The 16,611-nt window shown below is 61.4% G+C and carries 13 protein-coding genes; 6 read left to right on the forward strand and 7 right to left on the reverse strand.

The annotated features are described in order from the left end of the window. Positions 1–7 precede the first annotated feature (7 nt). Positions 8–772, reverse strand: a complete 765-nt coding sequence (radC, locus tag FGZ14_RS12005) for a DNA repair protein RadC (RefSeq protein WP_139924497.1) — start codon at positions 770–772, stop codon at positions 8–10. A 114-nt stretch (positions 773–886) separates the two neighbouring features. On the opposite strand from radC, the gene FGZ14_RS12010 reads away from it, so the two are divergent. From FGZ14_RS12010 to FGZ14_RS12030, 5 genes are all read left to right on the forward strand, one after another. Further along, complete coding sequence (locus FGZ14_RS12010; protein ID WP_139924498.1) at positions 887–2,134, forward strand: metallophosphoesterase; 1,248 nt, start codon at positions 887–889, stop codon at positions 2,132–2,134. A 152-nt stretch (positions 2,135–2,286) separates the two neighbouring features. Further along, positions 2,287–2,937, forward strand: a complete 651-nt coding sequence (locus FGZ14_RS12015) for a hypothetical protein (RefSeq protein ID WP_139924499.1) — start codon at positions 2,287–2,289, stop codon at positions 2,935–2,937. 184 nt (positions 2,938–3,121) lie between these two features. Next, a complete protein-coding gene (locus tag FGZ14_RS12020) occupies positions 3,122–3,763 on the forward strand; it encodes a carboxypeptidase-like regulatory domain-containing protein (RefSeq protein WP_180754337.1) in 642 nt (213 codons plus the stop codon). Between the two features lie 229 nt (positions 3,764–3,992). Continuing rightward, positions 3,993–4,898: a UV DNA damage repair endonuclease UvsE gene (gene uvsE / locus FGZ14_RS12025; RefSeq protein ID WP_139924501.1), complete on the forward strand. Its 906-nt coding sequence runs from the start codon at positions 3,993–3,995 to the stop codon at positions 4,896–4,898. Positions 4,899–4,928: 30 nt separating this feature from the next. Further along, positions 4,929–5,282, forward strand: coding sequence for a hypothetical protein (locus FGZ14_RS12030; protein ID WP_139924502.1), 354 nt, complete (start codon positions 4,929–4,931; stop codon positions 5,280–5,282). 76 nt (positions 5,283–5,358) lie between these two features. On the opposite strand, the gene FGZ14_RS12035 is transcribed toward FGZ14_RS12030, so the two are convergent. The 6 genes from FGZ14_RS12035 to FGZ14_RS12060 form a co-directional block, all read right to left on the reverse strand. Beyond that, positions 5,359–5,745 carry a hypothetical protein gene (locus FGZ14_RS12035; RefSeq protein ID WP_139924503.1) on the reverse strand — a complete coding sequence of 129 codons (387 nt, stop codon included), beginning with the start codon at positions 5,743–5,745 and terminating at the stop codon, positions 5,359–5,361. Positions 5,746–5,954: 209 nt separating this feature from the next. Then, a complete protein-coding gene (locus FGZ14_RS12040) occupies positions 5,955–7,166 on the reverse strand; it encodes an aldose epimerase family protein (RefSeq protein ID WP_139924504.1) in 1,212 nt (403 codons plus the stop codon). A 125-nt stretch (positions 7,167–7,291) separates the two neighbouring features. Beyond that, a complete protein-coding gene (locus FGZ14_RS12045; RefSeq protein ID WP_257883217.1) occupies positions 7,292–8,950 on the reverse strand; it encodes a family 43 glycosylhydrolase in 1,659 nt (552 codons plus the stop codon). Positions 8,951–8,990: 40 nt separating this feature from the next. Continuing rightward, complete coding sequence (locus FGZ14_RS12050; protein ID WP_139924505.1) at positions 8,991–10,055, reverse strand: family 43 glycosylhydrolase; 1,065 nt, start codon at positions 10,053–10,055, stop codon at positions 8,991–8,993. 152 nt (positions 10,056–10,207) lie between these two features. Further along, positions 10,208–11,782, reverse strand: coding sequence for a RagB/SusD family nutrient uptake outer membrane protein (locus FGZ14_RS12055; protein ID WP_139924506.1), 1,575 nt, complete (start codon positions 11,780–11,782; stop codon positions 10,208–10,210). Positions 11,783–11,820: 38 nt separating this feature from the next. Next, positions 11,821–14,928, reverse strand: a complete 3,108-nt coding sequence (locus FGZ14_RS12060; RefSeq protein ID WP_139924507.1) for a TonB-dependent receptor — start codon at positions 14,926–14,928, stop codon at positions 11,821–11,823. Positions 14,929–15,389: 461 nt separating this feature from the next. Between FGZ14_RS12060 and galK the strand changes: the two genes are divergently transcribed. After that, on the forward strand, positions 15,390–16,556 hold the full coding sequence (gene galK / locus FGZ14_RS12065) for a galactokinase (RefSeq protein WP_139924508.1): 1,167 nt from the start codon (positions 15,390–15,392) through the stop codon (positions 16,554–16,556). The last annotated feature ends 55 nt before the right edge of the window (positions 16,557–16,611 follow it).

Raw genomic sequence — 16,611 nt, forward strand, 5'->3', positions numbered from 1 at the left:
CGAACCCTTACAGCATACCCTCGTCGGCGAAGCTGAAATAGCCGGCGTCGGTGTAAATCAGGTGGTCGAGGATGGGCAGGTCCAGGAACTGGCCGGCTTCCCGGAGCTTGCGCGTGAGGGCAATATCGGCGGCCGAGGGGTTGCGGTTGCCGCTGGGGTGGTTGTGAACGAGGATGATGGACGAGGCCAGCTGCTCCAGGGCTTCCTTGAAAATCAGCTTGGGGTCGGCAACGGTGCCGGCCACCCCACCCCGGCTGACGGCCACGGTGCGCATTACCACGTTGGCCCGGTTCAGAAGCACCACCCAAAACTCTTCGTGGGGCAAATCCTGGAGGTAGGGTCGCACCACGCGGTAAATGTCGCGGGAGTTGGTGATGGTGGGGCGGGCGGGCGCATCGGCCTCCTTGCGGCGGCGGCCCAGCTCCAGGGCGGCCACAATGGTAATGGCCTTGGCCTCGCCAATGCCTTTTTGGCGCATCAACTCTTTCACCGAGAAGCGAGCCAGCTGGTTGAGGTCGTTGCCGGCGGCATTCAGCACCAGCTTGGCCACATCTACGGCCGAAAGCTTGGCCGTGCCGGAGCCCAGCAGAATGGCCATAAGCTCGGCGTCGGAAAGGGCGGCGCGGCCTTTCTGCAGCAGCTTTTCGCGGGGGCGGTCTTCCTCGGCCCAGCTCTTGATGCCAAAGGAGGAAGGGGTTTCGTAACGGTTGGGAGTAGGCTCGGGGGTAGCGGATTCAGATAGATTTCCCGTCAGATTGTCAAACTCTTGCATAGGGCATTGTTGTTGTAACGCCCGGAATTTAAAGCAAAAACCCGGCTCCCGCGTCTGCGTTCATGGCAACTCCGCCCAAACCGAATGCTCCCGCGCGGGTTTGCCTTTCTACCTATGTCAAGATCCGTCATTCCCTTCATTTTTTTCGCGCTGGTAATTGCCGGCGAGTGGTACGGTTTTCAGGCCGTACGCACGCTGGTTCAGAACTCCTCCCCCGCTACGCGCCGCCTTACCCTGGCCGTGTATTGGGTCCTGACGGTGGTTATCTGGGGCCTGGGCATTTGGGCCATGAGCAACCGCCGCCAGCACGCGTCTTTCAAATCGTACTTCGGGGGGCTACTGCTGGCTATGCTGGCCGCCAAAATCGTCATCGTTATTCCGCTGTTGCTCGAAGACCTGACGCGGGTAGCGCGGTGGGCCGTGCAGGCTTTGTCGGGCCCCAAGGGTAGCGGCGAAGGCCGGGCCATTTCGCGCAGTGAGTTTCTAAGCAAAGCTGCCCTGGTAGTGGGAGCCGTGCCCTTTGTGTCCCTGATTTGGGGCATGGTGAAAGGCGGCACCGATTACACCGTGAAGCGTGTGACCTTGCGCTTTCCCAACCTGCCGGCCTCGTTTGACGGGTTCAAGCTGCTCCAGATTTCAGACCTGCACACGGGTTCCTTTCAATCCAAAGAGCCGCTGCAGCGGGCTGTGGCCCTAATCAATCAGCAGCAGGCCGACCTGGTGTTCATGACCGGCGACCTGGTGAATAACTACGCCCATGAGGTGGAGGAACACATTGATACACTGGCCGGCATCAAGTCCAGCCTGCCCATCTATTCTATTCTCGGCAACCACGACTACGCCGACTACGTGAACTGGGCGGAGGAAGGCGGTGCCGAGGCCAAAACAGCCAATTTGGCCCGCATCAAGCAGAACCACGCCAAAATTGGCTGGGAGCTGCTGCTGGATGAAGCCCGCACCGTGGAGCGCAACGGCGAGAAAATTGCCATTCTGGGGGTACAAAACTGGGGAGCCCGCGGCTTTGCCCAGTACGGCAAGCTCGACAAGGCCCACGCCGCCGCCGACCCTACGGCGCCGTTCAAGATTCTGCTCTCCCACGACCCTTCCCACTGGGATGAGCAGGTGCACGGCTACGAAGACATCGACCTGACGCTTTCGGGTCACACCCACGGCATGCAGTTCGGCGTGAACCTGCCGTTTCTGAAGTGGAGCCCCGTGCAATACGCCTACAAGCAGTGGGCTGGCCTGTACCAGCGGGGCCGCCAGTACCTGTACGTGAATGCCGGGCTCGGCTTTATCGGCTACCACGGCCGGGTGGGCTTCCTGCCCGAAATAACCGTGTTTGAGCTGCGCCGGGCCTAGTTTTGACCTGCTGCCATTTCCTGAAAAGCCGCCGCGACTCCTCGCGGCGGCTTTTCTTTTTGCGGAAGTAACCGCCACCGTAGTAGGCCCGTATAGCAGCCATTGGAATTTTCCACCCTCCCTCTCCCTCACTTCTCTCAACTTCTCTCCTCATGAAAAAGACCCTGCTTCTGCTCTCCGCAGCTGCTGCCTTTACCATGGCATCGTGCTCGGAAAATAAGACCGGTGAAACTGCCAGCACCGACACCACGACTACCTCTACCACGGCCCCGGTAACTTCTACGGCCTACTCCTCGGAGGCCATTGAGCGCCGCGCCGACCGGATTTCGGCCGACATGGCTACCAAAATGAAGTTCGATGAGGCCACCCGCGCCAAAATCCGGACGGCTTACGTAACCCGCGGCCAGCGCATTGCCGAGCTGCAGACCCGCTACGCCACCGACACCGCAGGTATGGCCGCCGCCATGCGCGACGTGTACATGAACACTGACACGGAGCTGAAAACTATCCTGACCGACCCCACCCAGTACTCGGCCTACGAGTCGAGCCGGATGGAGTACATGGATGACCGCTACATGGACGATGACGCCAGCATGTCGGGCTCCGATATGAGCTCTTCTTCCTCGATGAGTGATGCTTCCGGCATGGAAGCAGGCTCGGCCGGCGGCGAAGGCAAGCTGAAGGTGAAGCGCGACGGCGACATCAAAATCAAAGACGCGGAAGGCAACAAGCTGAAAATGGATGCCGACGACGGCACCGTGAAAGCCAAGCCCGAAAACGGCGAAAAAATCAAAGAAGAATAGGCTGGCTCGCTTTCTGCTTGCCCTGCCAAGCCCGCACCTGCAACGGTGCGGGCTTTTTTTGTCTCTCTTTGTTGTTGTTCCGTCGATGATACCCTGCTTTTGGTAGGTTCTTCTCGCTTTCTACCTGGCAGCAGCGTTAGTTTACTGAATAATGAGTGTTCGGCTTTCCTTTTTCTGGCGTGTAGTGTGGTTGTTGCTTCTGCTGACGGGGCTGCGGGTGGGCAGTGCCCAGGCGCAGATCCGGGTGACGGGCAGCATTTCCGATGCCAGCACCCGCAAGCCCGTGCCCGGAGCCTCGGTGGTGGTGCAGCGCACCCGCCAAGGGGTAGTAGCCAACCAGGAGGGCGACTTCAACATTTCGGCCAACAGTACCGACACCTTGATTTTCCGGGCCGTGGGCTTTAAGGCCCAGCGCCTGCCGCTGGGGGGCTCGGGCCTTTCTCAGCTCATCGTGCAGATTAAGCTGCTCCAGGACACGGTGATGCTGGGCGAAGTGCGGGTAACCGAAGGCCGCCCCGACCGCGCTACTATCAACAAGGCCCTGCGCAACATCAAGCGGCCCAGCACTGCGCCCACCAGCTATGTGAAGCGCCCGCCCGCGCCCAAACCCATGTTCCCCGTCGATTCGGCGGCGCCCAAGGCGCCTACCCCTACCATAGGCAGCCCCATCAGCCTGATTTACGAGCAGTTTTCCAGAGCCGGTAAGGAGCGCCGCAAAATGGCCGAAATTCAGGCTGAGGAAGCCGCTGCTAAAGCGGCCGAACAAGCCCGCAAAGCCCGCATCCAGTACAATAAGAACTTCAAGGACAACCGGGGGTATGAGTAGTAAAGTGGTGAATGCGTTGTCATGACGAGACACCGAAGCCATCCTCTCCTCCTGTGACAAGCCTGATGAACAGACAAGCCCTTACTTCCAGCACGGAGGTAAGGGCTTGCCACATCTTAGGGGTAGGGCGTTGGTCAGGACGGATGGCTTCGGGGCCCTCGCCATCACAATGCACTCATTCACTACTTCACCACCCCACCATTTCGCCATTTCCTACGTAAGCAGGTCTATGAGAATAGGCTATCCTTGCGTCAACGAGTCGTTAGACTGCACTTCTACCAGCACTTTCCGGCTGGCTTCCTACTCCGATGAGCGGGTAGAGTTGGCCGTAGCGAATAATCTGGCCTGCCTGCAGCGCATTCTGGTGTGGAATGTGTCTCAGCACCTGCTGTTTTTCCGCATAGGCTCGGGCATTGTACCCTTTGGCTCCCACCCCGTCAATACCTTTCCTTGGCAGACGCGCTTCGCCGAGGAATTCCGCAGCGTGGGCGACTACATCAAGGCCAACGGCATGCGCGTGTCCTTCCACCCCGACCAGTTTGTGGTGCTCAACTCCCCCGACGCGGGCATTGTGGAGCGCAGCATTCAGGAACTGGTGTACCAGGGCTCCATGCTGGATCTGATGGGCCTGGACAGCACGCACAAGCTGCAGATTCATGTGGGCGGCCTCTACAACGACCGGGAGCTGGCCATTTCCCGCTTTATTGCTACCTACCATACCCTGCCCGAAGCCGTGCGGGCCCGCCTCGTCATCGAGAACGACGACCGGCTGTTTAGCCTGCAGGACTGCCTGCGGGTGCACAACGCGGTAGGGATTCCCATTCTGTTCGACAACTTCCACCACGAGTGCCTCAACAACGGGGAGCCCATGTCGGAGGCCCTACGCATGGCTGCCGCTACCTGGCACCCCACCCGCGACGGGATAATGATGATGGACTACAGCTCGCAGGCGCCCGGCGAGCGGCGCGGCAAGCATACGGCCTCGCTGGTAGAAGAGCTGTTCCAGGGCTTTCTGCAGGAGCTCGGCGACCTGGACGTGGACATCATGCTCGAAATCAAAGACAAGGAGGCCAGTGCCGGCCGGGCCTGCCTTATGCTCCGCGACCTGGGCCGCATCGTAGCGCTAACCGCTTAACTTTCCTACCCCTCTTTTCTTCCCCAACCCATGTCTGAATTTTCTGACCTGCTGAACAGCACCGTGCAGTCGTTGAGCAACGGCGTAACCGGCCTGCCCATCAGCGCCGCCATGGATACCACCGAAACCTGGCAGCAGCACTTCCTGCAAAGCGGCGACCCTACATTGCAGAACATTGCCCGCGAAATCGGCAACCTGCAGTCCTTGCTCAGCAGCGAAAAAACCGCCGGCCTCGACGGCCCCTCCATTGGCCGTTCCCTGAGCATGCTGGGCTCCCAAACCGCCGAGGTAGCCCGCACCGCCCCCGATGCTGTGCGCAGCAACCTTACTAGCCTTTCCGACACCTTGCTGCGCATGGGCGGACAGCTGGAGCAGGAAGCGTAGCCCCGCAACCTCCAAAGTAAAAGGCTCTCTAACCTGGTTAGAGAGCCTTTTTCTTTGGAAGTACTTACCCGTGTTGTTACGGCCGCGAATCGGTGGGGGTAATGGGGGTAGTGGACTGCTGCTGCAAGGTGCCGCGCGGTGCCGTGGTTTGGCGTCGGGCGCGCGGGGCTACGCGCGTAGGCCGGGCCGGCTGGCGCAGCTCCTGCTCCGTAGTCATGGGGCGCGGAGGCTGGGGCGACTGGTCGATGGTGCCGATTACGCCCTGCTGGGTAGGGCTGGCCGTAGTGGAAGTGCGCTGATCCAGGGTGCCCGGGTTGGTGGTGGGGTTAGCCGGATTGATGGGCGGCACCGTGGACTGGTTGACGGCTCCCGCGCGCTGGGGTGAGGTAGGCGTAATCTGGGCCGAAGCCAGGGTGGCAGTGCCCATCAGGAGAGCAGCCGCCAGAAAAAATTTCGTTTTCATATGTCAGGCAGAAGTAAGCTCAAACGCCCGAATGGCGCGAACCTACCTCTATACGCAGGTGCCCTAGTGCCCAGCTGATAATACCATAATCTTATTTTCAGGCAAACATCTATTTATCAATCATATATAGCAAAAAACAAACAGTCCGCAGGCAAAGCCCACGGACTGTTCGGCCCTGATGTATCAGAGCTGCTGATTGAAGCCAGAAACTATTTGCGCACCCCGAAACGGTACTCCGTGATGGAGCGGAACGTCTGGCCGGGCTCCAGAATAGTGCTCGGGAACTTGGGCTGGTTAGGCGAATCGGGGAAATGCTGGGTTTCCAAGCAGAAACCGTAGTGCTGGGGGTAGGCCGTGTTGCCCTTGCCCGTGAGCGTGCCCTTGAGGAAGTTACCGGAGTAGAACTGCACGCCGGGCTGGTCCGTCAGCATTTCCATGGTACGGCCCGAAACCGGCTCGTACACGGTGGCTGCCAACTCGGGCTGGGTGCGCTGCCGGTCGGCCAGCACCCAGTTGTGGTCGTAGCCACCGGGCGCGGCGCCGGGCACCTGCTTGATTCGCTCGCCAATGGCGTGGGGCTGGCGGAAATCCATGGGAGTGCCTTCTACCGAACGCAGCTCGCCGGTCGGAATCAGGGTAGTATCCACCACCGTGAACCGGTCGGCCTTCAGGGTCAGCACATGGTCGAGGGCGTTTTTGGCCTGGCCGTGGTTGAGGTTGAAGTAGCTGTGGTTGGTGAGGTTGAGGGGGGTAGCCTTGTCGGTGGTGGCGGTGTAGTCGAGGCGCAGGGCGTCGTCGTTGGTAAGGGTGTACACCACCTTCACCGTCAGGTTGCCGGGGTAGCCTTCCTCGCCGTCTTTGCTGGTGTAGGTAAGCGTGAGGGTTTGCCCATCGGCCGAAGTGCCGGGCTCAGCCTGCCATATCACTTTATCGAAGCCGCGCTTACCGCCGTGCAGGTGGTTGGGGCCGTTGTTCTGGGCCAGGGTGTACTGCTGCCCCCCAAGGGTAAACTTGCCGCCCTTGATGCGGTTGCCGTAGCGTCCAATGAGGGCCCCGAAATACGGACCGGCCTCCAGGTAGGCGGGGCTGGTGTAGCCTTCCACGTTGTCGAAGCCCAGCACCACGTCGCCGAGCTGGCCGTTTTTATCGGGGGTGAGCAGGCTGGTGAGCGTGCCGCCGTAGGTGGTAATGGTGGCCTTCAGGCCGTGGGCATTCGTGAGCGTGTAGAGCTGGGCTTCGGCGCCATCAGGAGTTTTGCCGAACGAGGAAGAGGTAGGCATAGCGGTTGGTTGCGTAGAATCAGCAGATGCAGCCGTGGAGCCGGAGCCGGCAGTCTGCTCGGAGGAAGAGGAGGTGGAAGGGTTGCAGGCGGCCAGCGCCAGCAGGCCGAGTAACGCCCCGTTCCGGGAGAGGTTGCGCATGTGGGTCAGGAAAATTCGAGAGTTGAAAAGAGAAAGCGCAGCTGCCTGGCCTAAGCCGAATAGCGGGTAAAAGGTACTGCAGGATCGTCAGGTCGAGCCTGACGGGACCCGACAGATACAATTAACTACTGCTTACCATCCGGGGCATTACCACCAGACTGAGCCGTAATTACCTGGCTTTGCAGGCTGAAGTTTTCAAACGATACGGTAGCCGTAGCGGGCCCCTTGACCAGCACGCCGGCCCGCACGCCCCGGTCCCAGGGCGGCAGGTAGGTGCCATTGATGGGCGCGCTCTGGCCGGGTAGGCTCTGCCAGGTTTTGCCCCCGTCGGTGCTCCAGCCGAAGCGGAACAGGTTGCCGTTCTGGGCCTGCATCCGCAAGGTCAGGGCCGTAGTGGCGTTGGGCAGTCTGGCTTCGCCGAGAGTCTTTTGCTTGCCTTTCTCCAGCTGCCAGAGCTGCAGCTTGCCGCCCCCCACCGTGAGGGCCAGGGTGTTTTCCGGGTCGCCGTGGGCGGCAATGCCGGCCAGGGTGCCGGCCGGGAGCTTGGCGGGGTTGAGCAGGGTAGTAGTAGCGGTGTAGTCAGCGGTGGTGGTGTGCTGGCCGAGCACGGCGCCGCTGTGTTCGGGGCGGGCCGTCAGGCGCAGCTGGCCGCCTTGCACGGCCACGGTGGGCCGCTCCTGCACAGGCCACTGCCAGGAGGGCTGCAGGGTAGCCTGGTCGAACTCATCGGTGAAACTGCGGGCCACGGCCGGGGGCGTGCCTTTATCGGGCACGGTGCCGCCGCTGCGGAACTCCGGCCAGCCCTCGGCATTCCAGGTAAACTCGCTTACTACCCCCTGCCGGCCCACAAACTCGAAGCTGCGGGTGTCGTAGGCGTGGTGCAGCATGTACCAGCGGTTGCCGCGGTTGAACACGGTGCCGTGGCCGGGGCAGGCCCACTTCTCGTTTTTGGTTAGGATGGGGTTCTTCTCGTATTTCTCCCAGGGCCCCAGCAGGCTTTTGGAGCGCGCTATGCCAATGCCATAGGTGCAGTTGTGGCCGCAGCAGCCGTTACCGGCATAAAAGGCGTAGTAGTAGTCGTTGCGCTTCACCATGCTCACGCCCTCCACCAGGTTGCCCTCCCAGGGCACTGTGTTGCGGAACAGCTCTTTTTTCTCCCCGATCAGGGCGGTGTGCTCCTCGTTGAGGCGCTGGGCCCAGATGGGGGTAGGCTGCCCAACGCTGTTGCCGTCTTCCTTCCAGATCAGGTACAGCTCGTCCTTCTCGTCACGCATCGGGAAGCCGTCAATCGAGCCATCCTTCTGAGCTACCAGCGGGCCCAGGTCGCGGTACGGGCCGGCGGGGTTGTCGGCCACGGCCACGCCCACGGCCAGGTTACCACCCTTCTTGTGGGCCGTGTAATACACGTAAATCTTGCCGTTTTCCTCGCTGATTTCCGGGGCCCAGAAGTAGTAGTCGGCCCAGTCAGGCAACTCATTCGGAAAAACGTGGCCTACCAGCTCCCAGTCGGTAAGGTTAGTGGATTTGAGCAGCGGAAACGCCGGCCCCCAGTTGGAGGAGGTAGCCGTAGCCCAGTACGTGTCGCCGACTTTGGTGATGGACGGGTCCGGAAAGTCGCCGGCCAGCACGGGGTTCACAATGGGAAGAGCCGGCAGTTCGGCCTCGGCTACCGTTTCGGCGGTGGTGGACGTGGGAGTGCTGACGCTGGTGTTGGCGCTCTGGCAGGCCCCGAGCAAGCCCAGGGCCAGGGTGGCAACCAAGTGGGATTTGGAAGGTAGGATCATGATAGGTCAGGATGCGGGTTTGAACGTGCGCGGGGTGCGGCTACTCGCCGGCCGGCCGGGGCAGAGCCGTGCCCACGGCTACCGGCGTCCCGAAGTCAGGAGTGCCGTCGGCTTTCCAGGTAAACTTCTGCATGCGCGGGCTCCGGTTGTCGCCGCAGCCCTGGCCGGGCTGGGGGTTGGCGTGGTAAATAATCCAGTCCTCGGTACCGTCCTTCGACTGGAAGAAGCTGTTGTGGCCCGGTCCGTAGGCCTGGCCAGCCGGGTTTTTCACGAATACGGGGGTAGCCGATTTCTTCCAGGAGCTGAGTTGCATGGGGTCGGCGGTGTTAGAAGCCGTGAGCAAGCCCAGGGCGTAGTCGTCGGTGCTGCAGTGGCTGGCCGAGTACACCACAAAGGTTTTATCGGCGTGCTTCAGAATCTGGGGGCCTTCGTTTACGGGCGGGTTGCCGTTCCGCTCCCAGGCGTACTCGGGGTGCGAAAGCTCTACCCGTGGCCCTACCAGGGTCCAAGGGTTGCTCATTTCCGAGATATACAGGCGCTGCACCTCGCTTTCGGCTACCTCATGGCCCGACCACAGCAGGTAGCGCTTGCCGTTCTGCTCCAGCACGGTGCCATCAATGGCCCACAAATCTTGGCCGGGCACGGCAATGCGGCCCTTGTCCACCCAGGTACCGGTAGTGGGGTCGGGGCTGCTGTTTTCCAGCACGAAAATGCGGTGTCCGCCGCAGCACTGGGGGTTGGCTGAGTAGTAGATGTACCACTTGCCATCGAGGAAATGCAGTTCCGGCGCCCAGATTTCGCGCTGGTTTGAGCCCACCTGCTGGGGCGACCATACCACGGTGCTTACCGCCGAGCCCAGCTCCGACATCTTCGCGGTTTTGCGAATAACGAGGTTGCCCCCGGTGGTGTGCATGTAGTAGTACGTGTCGCCGCGCCGGATTACCCACGGGTCGGGCCCCACCGTCAGCAGGGGGTTGGTGAAGCTGGTAGCGGTAGGAACCGTGGGAGGCGGCGGGCTCACGGTGGGCGGCGCCGACGACTTGGAGCAGGCCAGGGTGCCCGCCAGCAGCAGGGAAGCCCAGAAGGAAGAACGAAGTAAGAGCATAGCTTGGGTGGAAAGGAGAATGAGCAAGTAAGGCAAAACGCGGGGTCCGCCGCCGGGCAGGGCCCGTTCCCTACCCCCTCACTTTATGCAAACAGCCGCTGCGCCTGGCTGGCACAGCGGCTGTTGCGCATGTTGGCAGGCGCTGCCCGGGGCTAGTAGCCCGGGTTCTGAGCCAGCCGGAGCAGGTCCACATCGGCCTGGGGCAAGGGCAGCAGGCGCGACTTACCCACCACGAAGTTGGTGAAGTCCTCGTCGCGGGCCTTGAGCTCATTTACGCCCGCTGGAGTATCGAGCAGGCCCCAGCGCTGCAGGTCAAACCAGCGCACGCCCTCGCCGGCCAGCTCCGTGGCGCGCTCGTGCATGAGCTGGGTACGCAGGCTGGCCTGGGTGAAGTTGCTGGCCACCAGGGGCGCCAGGCCGGCACGCTGGCGTACCTGGTTGATCAGCTGAATGGCAGCAGCAGTCTGGTTTTGCTCGTTCAGGGCTTCGGCCTGCAGCAGCAGCACATCGGCGTAGCGCATCACCCGCTGGTTAATCGGAGAGTCGAAATCCTCGAAGGTGCGGTAGTAGTCGGTCTGGTACTTGCGCCAATACACGCGGGCCCGGTTGCGGGCGTCCTTGCCGTAGCGGGTCAGGAAGCCTACGCCATAAGCCAGGGTGTCGGCGTCGGAGGGCAGGGCCGTCGGGAACTGGCCCTGGTCGCGGCGGTTGTAAAACACGGTAGCAGCCAGGCGCGGGTCACGCTGCCCGGTGGTGGTCGGCTCCTTCAGGAACTCGTTCACCAGCCAGGGCCGCACCTCCCCATCGTTAAAGCCATAGCCCGGCACACCCCAGAACTGGGAGCGTTGGCCACCCTGCGAGGAGGTAGCATCGGGGCCACCCCCGGAATCGTTGCCGCCTTTCTTCTCATCGGAAAACTGCACCTCGAAAATCGACTCGGCGTTGTTTTCAGTGGTGTGGCGGAAGTTGTCGGTGTAGGCGGCGCTAAGCCGGTAGGTACCCGAGCTGATGACCTGGGCAAACTGGGTCTGGGCATCGGCCCAGCGCTTGTTTTGCATGTAGGCCTTGCCCAGCAGGGTTACAGCGGCGCCCTTGGTGGCCCGACCCAAGTCGTTGCCGGAGTAAGAAGCGGGCAGATCGGCCTGGGCAGCCTGCAGGTCGCTGATTACCTGGGCCCACACCGTGGCCTCGGTGCCCTGGGGCGTGCTCTGGGCCAGATCAGTGGTGTACTGCAGCGCCAGGGGCACGTTGCCGTAAAGCGACACCAGATTAAAGTAAGACAGGGCGCGCAGGAAGCGGGCCTCGGCCACAATGCGCCGCTGCAAGGTGGCATCCATGCCCTGAATGCCGGGCACTTTGTCAATTACCTGGTTGCAGCGGAAAATGGTGCGGTAATGGTCACGCCAGATGTTGTTAGATACCTCAAAGTCGTAGTTGGTCTGCACGAAGCGGGTGAAGTCGCGCAGCTCGCCCCAGGGGCTCTGGCTGAAACCGATGTCGTCGCGCAGATCAAAGGCAAAGTTCAGCCAGCGGCGGTACATGCCCAGGCCTTGTAGCCCGGCATAGCAGGCCGTGGAGGCTTTCACGGCGTCGTCGCTGGTCTGGAAGAACGATTCGGTAGTGGGCAGGTTGGGGTTTACCTGGTTCAGGGGGTCTTTCTCGCAGGCGGCCATGCTCAGGAGCAGCATGCCGGCCAGGCCCGTCCGGGTCAGAAAGGAGGATTTCATATCAGCACTGATTTAAAGTCGGGGGAAGGAAGAAGGGCCTAGAAACCGGCCTGAATGCCCAGCGTGAAGGAGCGCAGGTTAGGGTACGAGCCCTCATCGACGCCACGGGCCAGTGTGCCGCTACCCACCGTTTCGGGGTCGTAGCCGGTGTACTTGGTCACGGTAAACACGTTCTGGCCGGTAGCGTACACGCGCAGGTTGCTGATGTACTTGGCCCGCTCCAGCATGGTTTTGGGGAAGGTGTAGCCCACCTGCAGGTTTTTCAGGCGCAGGTAAGAGCCGTCTTCGAGCCAGCGTGTGGAGTTAAACCGGGCGTTGTTGCCGGCCGAGAGGCCCCCGCCCCCGGCAATAACCGCCCGGGGGGTAGAGTTGGAGGGGTTCTCGGGGGTCCAGGGGCTAAAATCGGCGCGGTAGCTGCCATTGTCGTCGGTACGATCGAGCCAGTAGCGGGTAGTGTTGAACACGTCATTGCCCTGCACGCCCTGGAAGAAGGCCGTCAGATCGAAGCCGCCGTAGCCGGCCGTCAGGTTCAGGCCGTACTGGATTTTGGGGAAGATGCGCCCCACGTGCACCCGGTCCTTGTCGTCGATGAGGCCATCGGAGTTGGTGTCCTTGTAGCGCACGTCGCCGGCCTGCAGGCCCGCCGGAATGTTCTGGTCGCCCGCCTGGTAAATACCATCGAACTGGTAGAGGTAGAACGAGCCGATTTCGTAGCCCACCTCGGTGCGGGTAATGCTGTTCGGGCCGCTTACCAGGAAGTTGGGAGCTGTGCCTTCAATAGCCCCGCTGTTCAGGTCCAGCACCTTGTTGCGGATGGTGGTCAGGTTGGCCGTGGCGCCGTAGCGGAAGGGCTTGCTGTTCTCGGTGTAGCCCAGCTGAAACTCAAAGCCGCGGTTTTCCAGCTTGCCCAGGTTCTGATAGGGCAAAGACCCGGCGTTGGCGGCCGTGGCCGGCAGGTTGGCCTGAATCAGGGCATCTACGGTCTGAGAAATGTAGTAGTCGGCCGAGAAAGTCAGGCGGTTGTCAAGCACGCCCAGATCGAAGCCGTAGTTCTGGGTGCGGCGCTGCTCCCAGCGGATGTTGCTGGCCAGGGTGGTCTGAATGGCCCCGTTCTGAATGGTGCCGCCCAGCACGTAGTTGGCGTTGGTGTTGATGAAGCCCTGGTAGAGGTAGGAACCGCCGTAAGCACCCGTCAGGTACTGGTTGCCCAGGCTACCGTAAGAGGCCCGCAGCTTCAGGTCGCTGATGCCGCTGATGCCCTCAAAGAACTTCTCCCGCGAAATGCGCCAGCCCACCGAACCGGCCCAGAAGTCGCCCCACTTGCGCCCGTCGGCAAAGCGCGACGACCCGTCGCGACGGTAGGCCCCCGTCAGCAGGTACCGCTCGTTGTAATCGTAAGTAACCTGCCCGAAGTAAGACTGCAGGGCCTGCACGTAGGAGGAGCCGATGGTCTGAGGCGTTTGGGTGCCGGCATCCAGGGCCCAGTAGTAGGTAGGGCCGGTGCCGTAGCCGAAGTTCACGCCCCGCGTAAACTCGAAGCTGCGCCGCTGCCGGCTGTAGCCCGCCACGGCCGTCAGGTTGTGCTGGCCAAAGCTCTTGTCCAGGGTCAGGGTGTTTTCGGCCTGCCCAAACAGCTCGTTGCCCTGGCTTTCGCCATAGTACGAGGGGGTAGTGGCATCATTGCGGCGCCAGATGCCGAACTGCCGCTTCTGCTGGTCGCGGAAGCCGTGGTATTCCAGGCCCAGGTTCAGGCGGTAGCGCAGCCAGTCAAACAGCTGCACTTCGGCGAAAACGTTGCCCAGCAACCGGTTCGAGGTGCCGGTGTCGTTCAGCAGCTTCTGGAGGGCAATGGGGTTGGTGCCGAAGGTAATGGCGTTGTCGGTACCAATTCCGAAGCCGCCCGGCACGGTGGGGTCGTACACCGGAATAACGGGCAGCATGCGCACCACGTCAATAAAGGGCAGGCCGTTGAGGCGGGTTTGGTTGGCGCGCACCAGCTGCAGGTTCTGGCCCACGCGCAGGCGGCCCCGGTTGAAGCCTGTGTTTACCCGCACGCTGTAGCGCTCAAACTTAGGGCCCTGCACCGTACCGTTCTGCTTGAAATACCCGCCCGATACGTTGAAGTTCGAGTTGGGTCCGCCGCCCGAGAAGCCCAGGTTATAGTCCTGCACCGAGCCCTGCTTGAAAAACTCATCCTGCCAGTCGGTGTCAATGCCGGCGGGCGGGTTAGCGGCGAAGGGCAGCGGCGCGAGACCGGCGTTCTGGTAGGCTTGCCGGTTGATGGCGGCCCACTGCGAGGCACCGGCTAGGTCCAGACGGTTTACCAGATTCTGCACGCCCCCGTTGGCATTGAAGGTGATGGAGGGTATGCCCTGCTTGCCTTTCTTGGTGGTAATAATAATCACGCCGTTGGCGCCTGATACCCCGTAAGGAGCCAGCGCCGACGCGTCCTTCAGCACCTGCACCGACTCGATATCGGCCGGGTTGATGTCGCGCTGGGCGCTGCTGGTGGGCTCAATCCAGAGGCCATCCACAATATAGAGCGGCGAGCTGGCCGCCCCACCCAGCGTACCCAGGCCCCGGATGTTGACCACCGGCGCTTGTCCCGGAGCCCCAGAGTTGGCTACCTGCACCCCGGCCAGGCGGCCCTGAATGGCTTCGCCTACCGAGGCCACCGGCGCGCGGCGTACCTCCTGGGCGCCCACGCTGGCTACCGAGCCGGTTACGTTCTGGCGCTCCTGCGTGAGGTAGCCCACCACCACTACCTCGTTCAGGGCCTTGGAGTCGGGCGCCAGATTGATATCAACGGTAGTGCGCCCGCTCACTGCCACCTCCTGCGTGAGGTAGCCCACAAAGGAGAACGTGAGGGTGGCGTTGTCGGCTACGGTCAGGGTGTAGCGGCCATCGGAGTCGGTTGTTACCCCGTTGGAGGTGCCTTTTTCCAGCACCGTCACGCCGGGCAGGCCCTGGCCTTTTTCATCAACGACCCGGCCGCTGATGCTTTGCGCGGGTGCCGGCACCCGGACGTATTCCGGCGAGGCCATTTCGGCGGCTGCGGCTTCCGTGGCTGCCAGCGGCACCAGGGGTAGAAAGCAGAGCAGCGCCGGCACAGCAGGCCGTCGCAATCTGAGGTAGGAATGGTTCATGGGAATGTGGATGTGGGAATTAAAGAAAGGCTCCTTGCAATCGTTTGCATCACTAAAGCAAAATCAAGCGCTTGCAAGCAGGGAAAGTCAGGGAACAGAGGAGGTTAAAAGGAATAAGAACCACCCGAAGGGCACTCTCATCCGGGCCAAGGGTAAACAAAGCCATATTCGCTCAACAAGGCGAATGTTCGCAACTATAAGCACTATTTCAGGAATAGTCAAGAATTTACCGATGCTTGAGCTATATCATATGGCCATTAAGAACAAAATTATATCTGATTATTTATATAAATAGCCTACCAAACGATAGTACAGCGCAGATCACTCTCCTTTGCATACAATATTCAGTTACCAAGGAAATTTATTACAAGAACCTGCAAACGTTTGCACTGATTACACTAATTCTTCATCTTTAGCCCCCCGGGGCGCTTGCCCTCCTCGTTTCCCTTTGCTTTTTGCGTATGCTCTCTGCTTCTATTCTGGCTGCTTTTCAGCACCAATTCCACTACTCCCCCCTGCTGGTACGCGCACCGGGTCGCGTCAACCTGATTGGGGAGCACACCGACTATAACGAAGGCTTCGTGCTGCCGGCCGCCATCGACAAAGAAATCTGCTTTGCCGTGGGCCTGAACCAGACCGACACCATCCGGCTGTACTCCTTTGATAAGCAGGAGCTGTACACCACGGCGGCAGCCCAGGTACAGCGCGGCAATACCCTATGGGCCAACTACCTGTTGGGGGTAGTGGCGCAATTTCAGAAGCGGGGCATAACAGTACCGGGCTTCGACTGCGTGTTTGGGGGCAATGTACCCATGGGAGCGGGCCTGTCGTCGTCGGCGGCGGTGGAATGCGGATTGGCTTTTGCCCTAGACCACCTGCTGGGCACGCAGCTCGACCGCATGACCCTGGCCCACATGGCCCAGAAAGCCGAGCACGAGTTTGCCCTGGTACAGTGCGGCCTCATGGACCAGTTTGCCAGCCTCTTCGGCCGCCAAGGTCAGGTAGTGCGCCTGGATTGCCGCTCTTTGGAGTACGAGTACTTTCCCTTCGACACGAGCCGCTGCCACATTGTGCTCTGCAACTCCGGCGTGAAACACTCCCTGGCCAGCTCCGAGTACAACACCCGCCGCCAGGAGTGCGAGCAGGGCGTGGCCGTGCTGCGCCAGCACTACCCCCAGATCGGGAGCCTACGCGACGTAACCCTGGCCCAACTGCAGCAGCACGCGGCCGAGCTTGATGCGGTGGTACTACGCCGCTGCCGCTACGTGGTAGAAGAAAACCTGCGCGTAGAAGCCGCCTGCCAAGAACTGGCCGCGGGCAATCTGCCGGCCTTCGGGCAGCAAATGTATGCCTCCCACGCCGGCCTGCGCGACGATTACGAGGTAAGCTGCCCCGAGCTGGACACGCTGGTAGAGCTGGCCCGCCCCTTGCCGGGCGTGTACGGAGCCCGCATGATGGGCGGTGGCTTCGGGGGCTGCACCATTAACCTGGTGGAAGTGGACCACGTGGAAGAGTTTACGCGCCGCATGCAACAGCTGTACCAGCAGGCAACGGGCATTCCGCTGGAAACCTACCAGACCACCATCGTGGCCGGCGTTTCGGAGCTTCCAACGGTGGCCCTCACCTGACTGGCAGGTCAGCCGCCGTTAGGGCCGGTCATTTGAAGTACCCGCCCTAATAGTT

Origin of the sequence: Hymenobacter sp. DG01 (genome assembly GCF_006352025.1) — a bacterium.
Taxonomy (GTDB): domain Bacteria; phylum Bacteroidota; class Bacteroidia; order Cytophagales; family Hymenobacteraceae; genus Hymenobacter.

Excerpts from the sequence above, each read along its gene's own strand:
- FGZ14_RS12040 (WP_139924504.1), bottom strand. The coding sequence starts at position 7,166 with ATGCGCAACCTCTCCCGGAACGGGGCGTTACTCGGCCTGCTGGCGCTG.
- FGZ14_RS12010 (WP_139924498.1), top strand. The coding sequence starts at position 887 with ATGTCAAGATCCGTCATTCCCTTCATTTTTTTCGCGCTGGTAATTGCC.
- FGZ14_RS12035 (WP_139924503.1), bottom strand. The coding sequence starts at position 5,745 with ATGAAAACGAAATTTTTTCTGGCGGCTGCTCTCCTGATGGGCACTGCC.
- FGZ14_RS12030 (WP_139924502.1), top strand. The coding sequence starts at position 4,929 with ATGTCTGAATTTTCTGACCTGCTGAACAGCACCGTGCAGTCGTTGAGC.
- FGZ14_RS12045 (WP_257883217.1), bottom strand. The coding sequence starts at position 8,950 with ATGATCCTACCTTCCAAATCCCACTTGGTTGCCACCCTGGCCCTGGGC.
- FGZ14_RS12055 (WP_139924506.1), bottom strand. The coding sequence starts at position 11,782 with ATGAAATCCTCCTTTCTGACCCGGACGGGCCTGGCCGGCATGCTGCTC.
- radC (WP_139924497.1), bottom strand. The coding sequence starts at position 772 with ATGCAAGAGTTTGACAATCTGACGGGAAATCTATCTGAATCCGCTACC.
- FGZ14_RS12015 (WP_139924499.1), top strand. The coding sequence starts at position 2,287 with ATGAAAAAGACCCTGCTTCTGCTCTCCGCAGCTGCTGCCTTTACCATG.
- FGZ14_RS12050 (WP_139924505.1), bottom strand. The coding sequence starts at position 10,055 with ATGCTCTTACTTCGTTCTTCCTTCTGGGCTTCCCTGCTGCTGGCGGGC.
- uvsE (WP_139924501.1), top strand. The coding sequence starts at position 3,993 with ATGAGAATAGGCTATCCTTGCGTCAACGAGTCGTTAGACTGCACTTCT.
- FGZ14_RS12060 (WP_139924507.1), bottom strand. The coding sequence starts at position 14,928 with ATGAACCATTCCTACCTCAGATTGCGACGGCCTGCTGTGCCGGCGCTG.
- galK (WP_139924508.1), top strand. The coding sequence starts at position 15,390 with ATGCTCTCTGCTTCTATTCTGGCTGCTTTTCAGCACCAATTCCACTAC.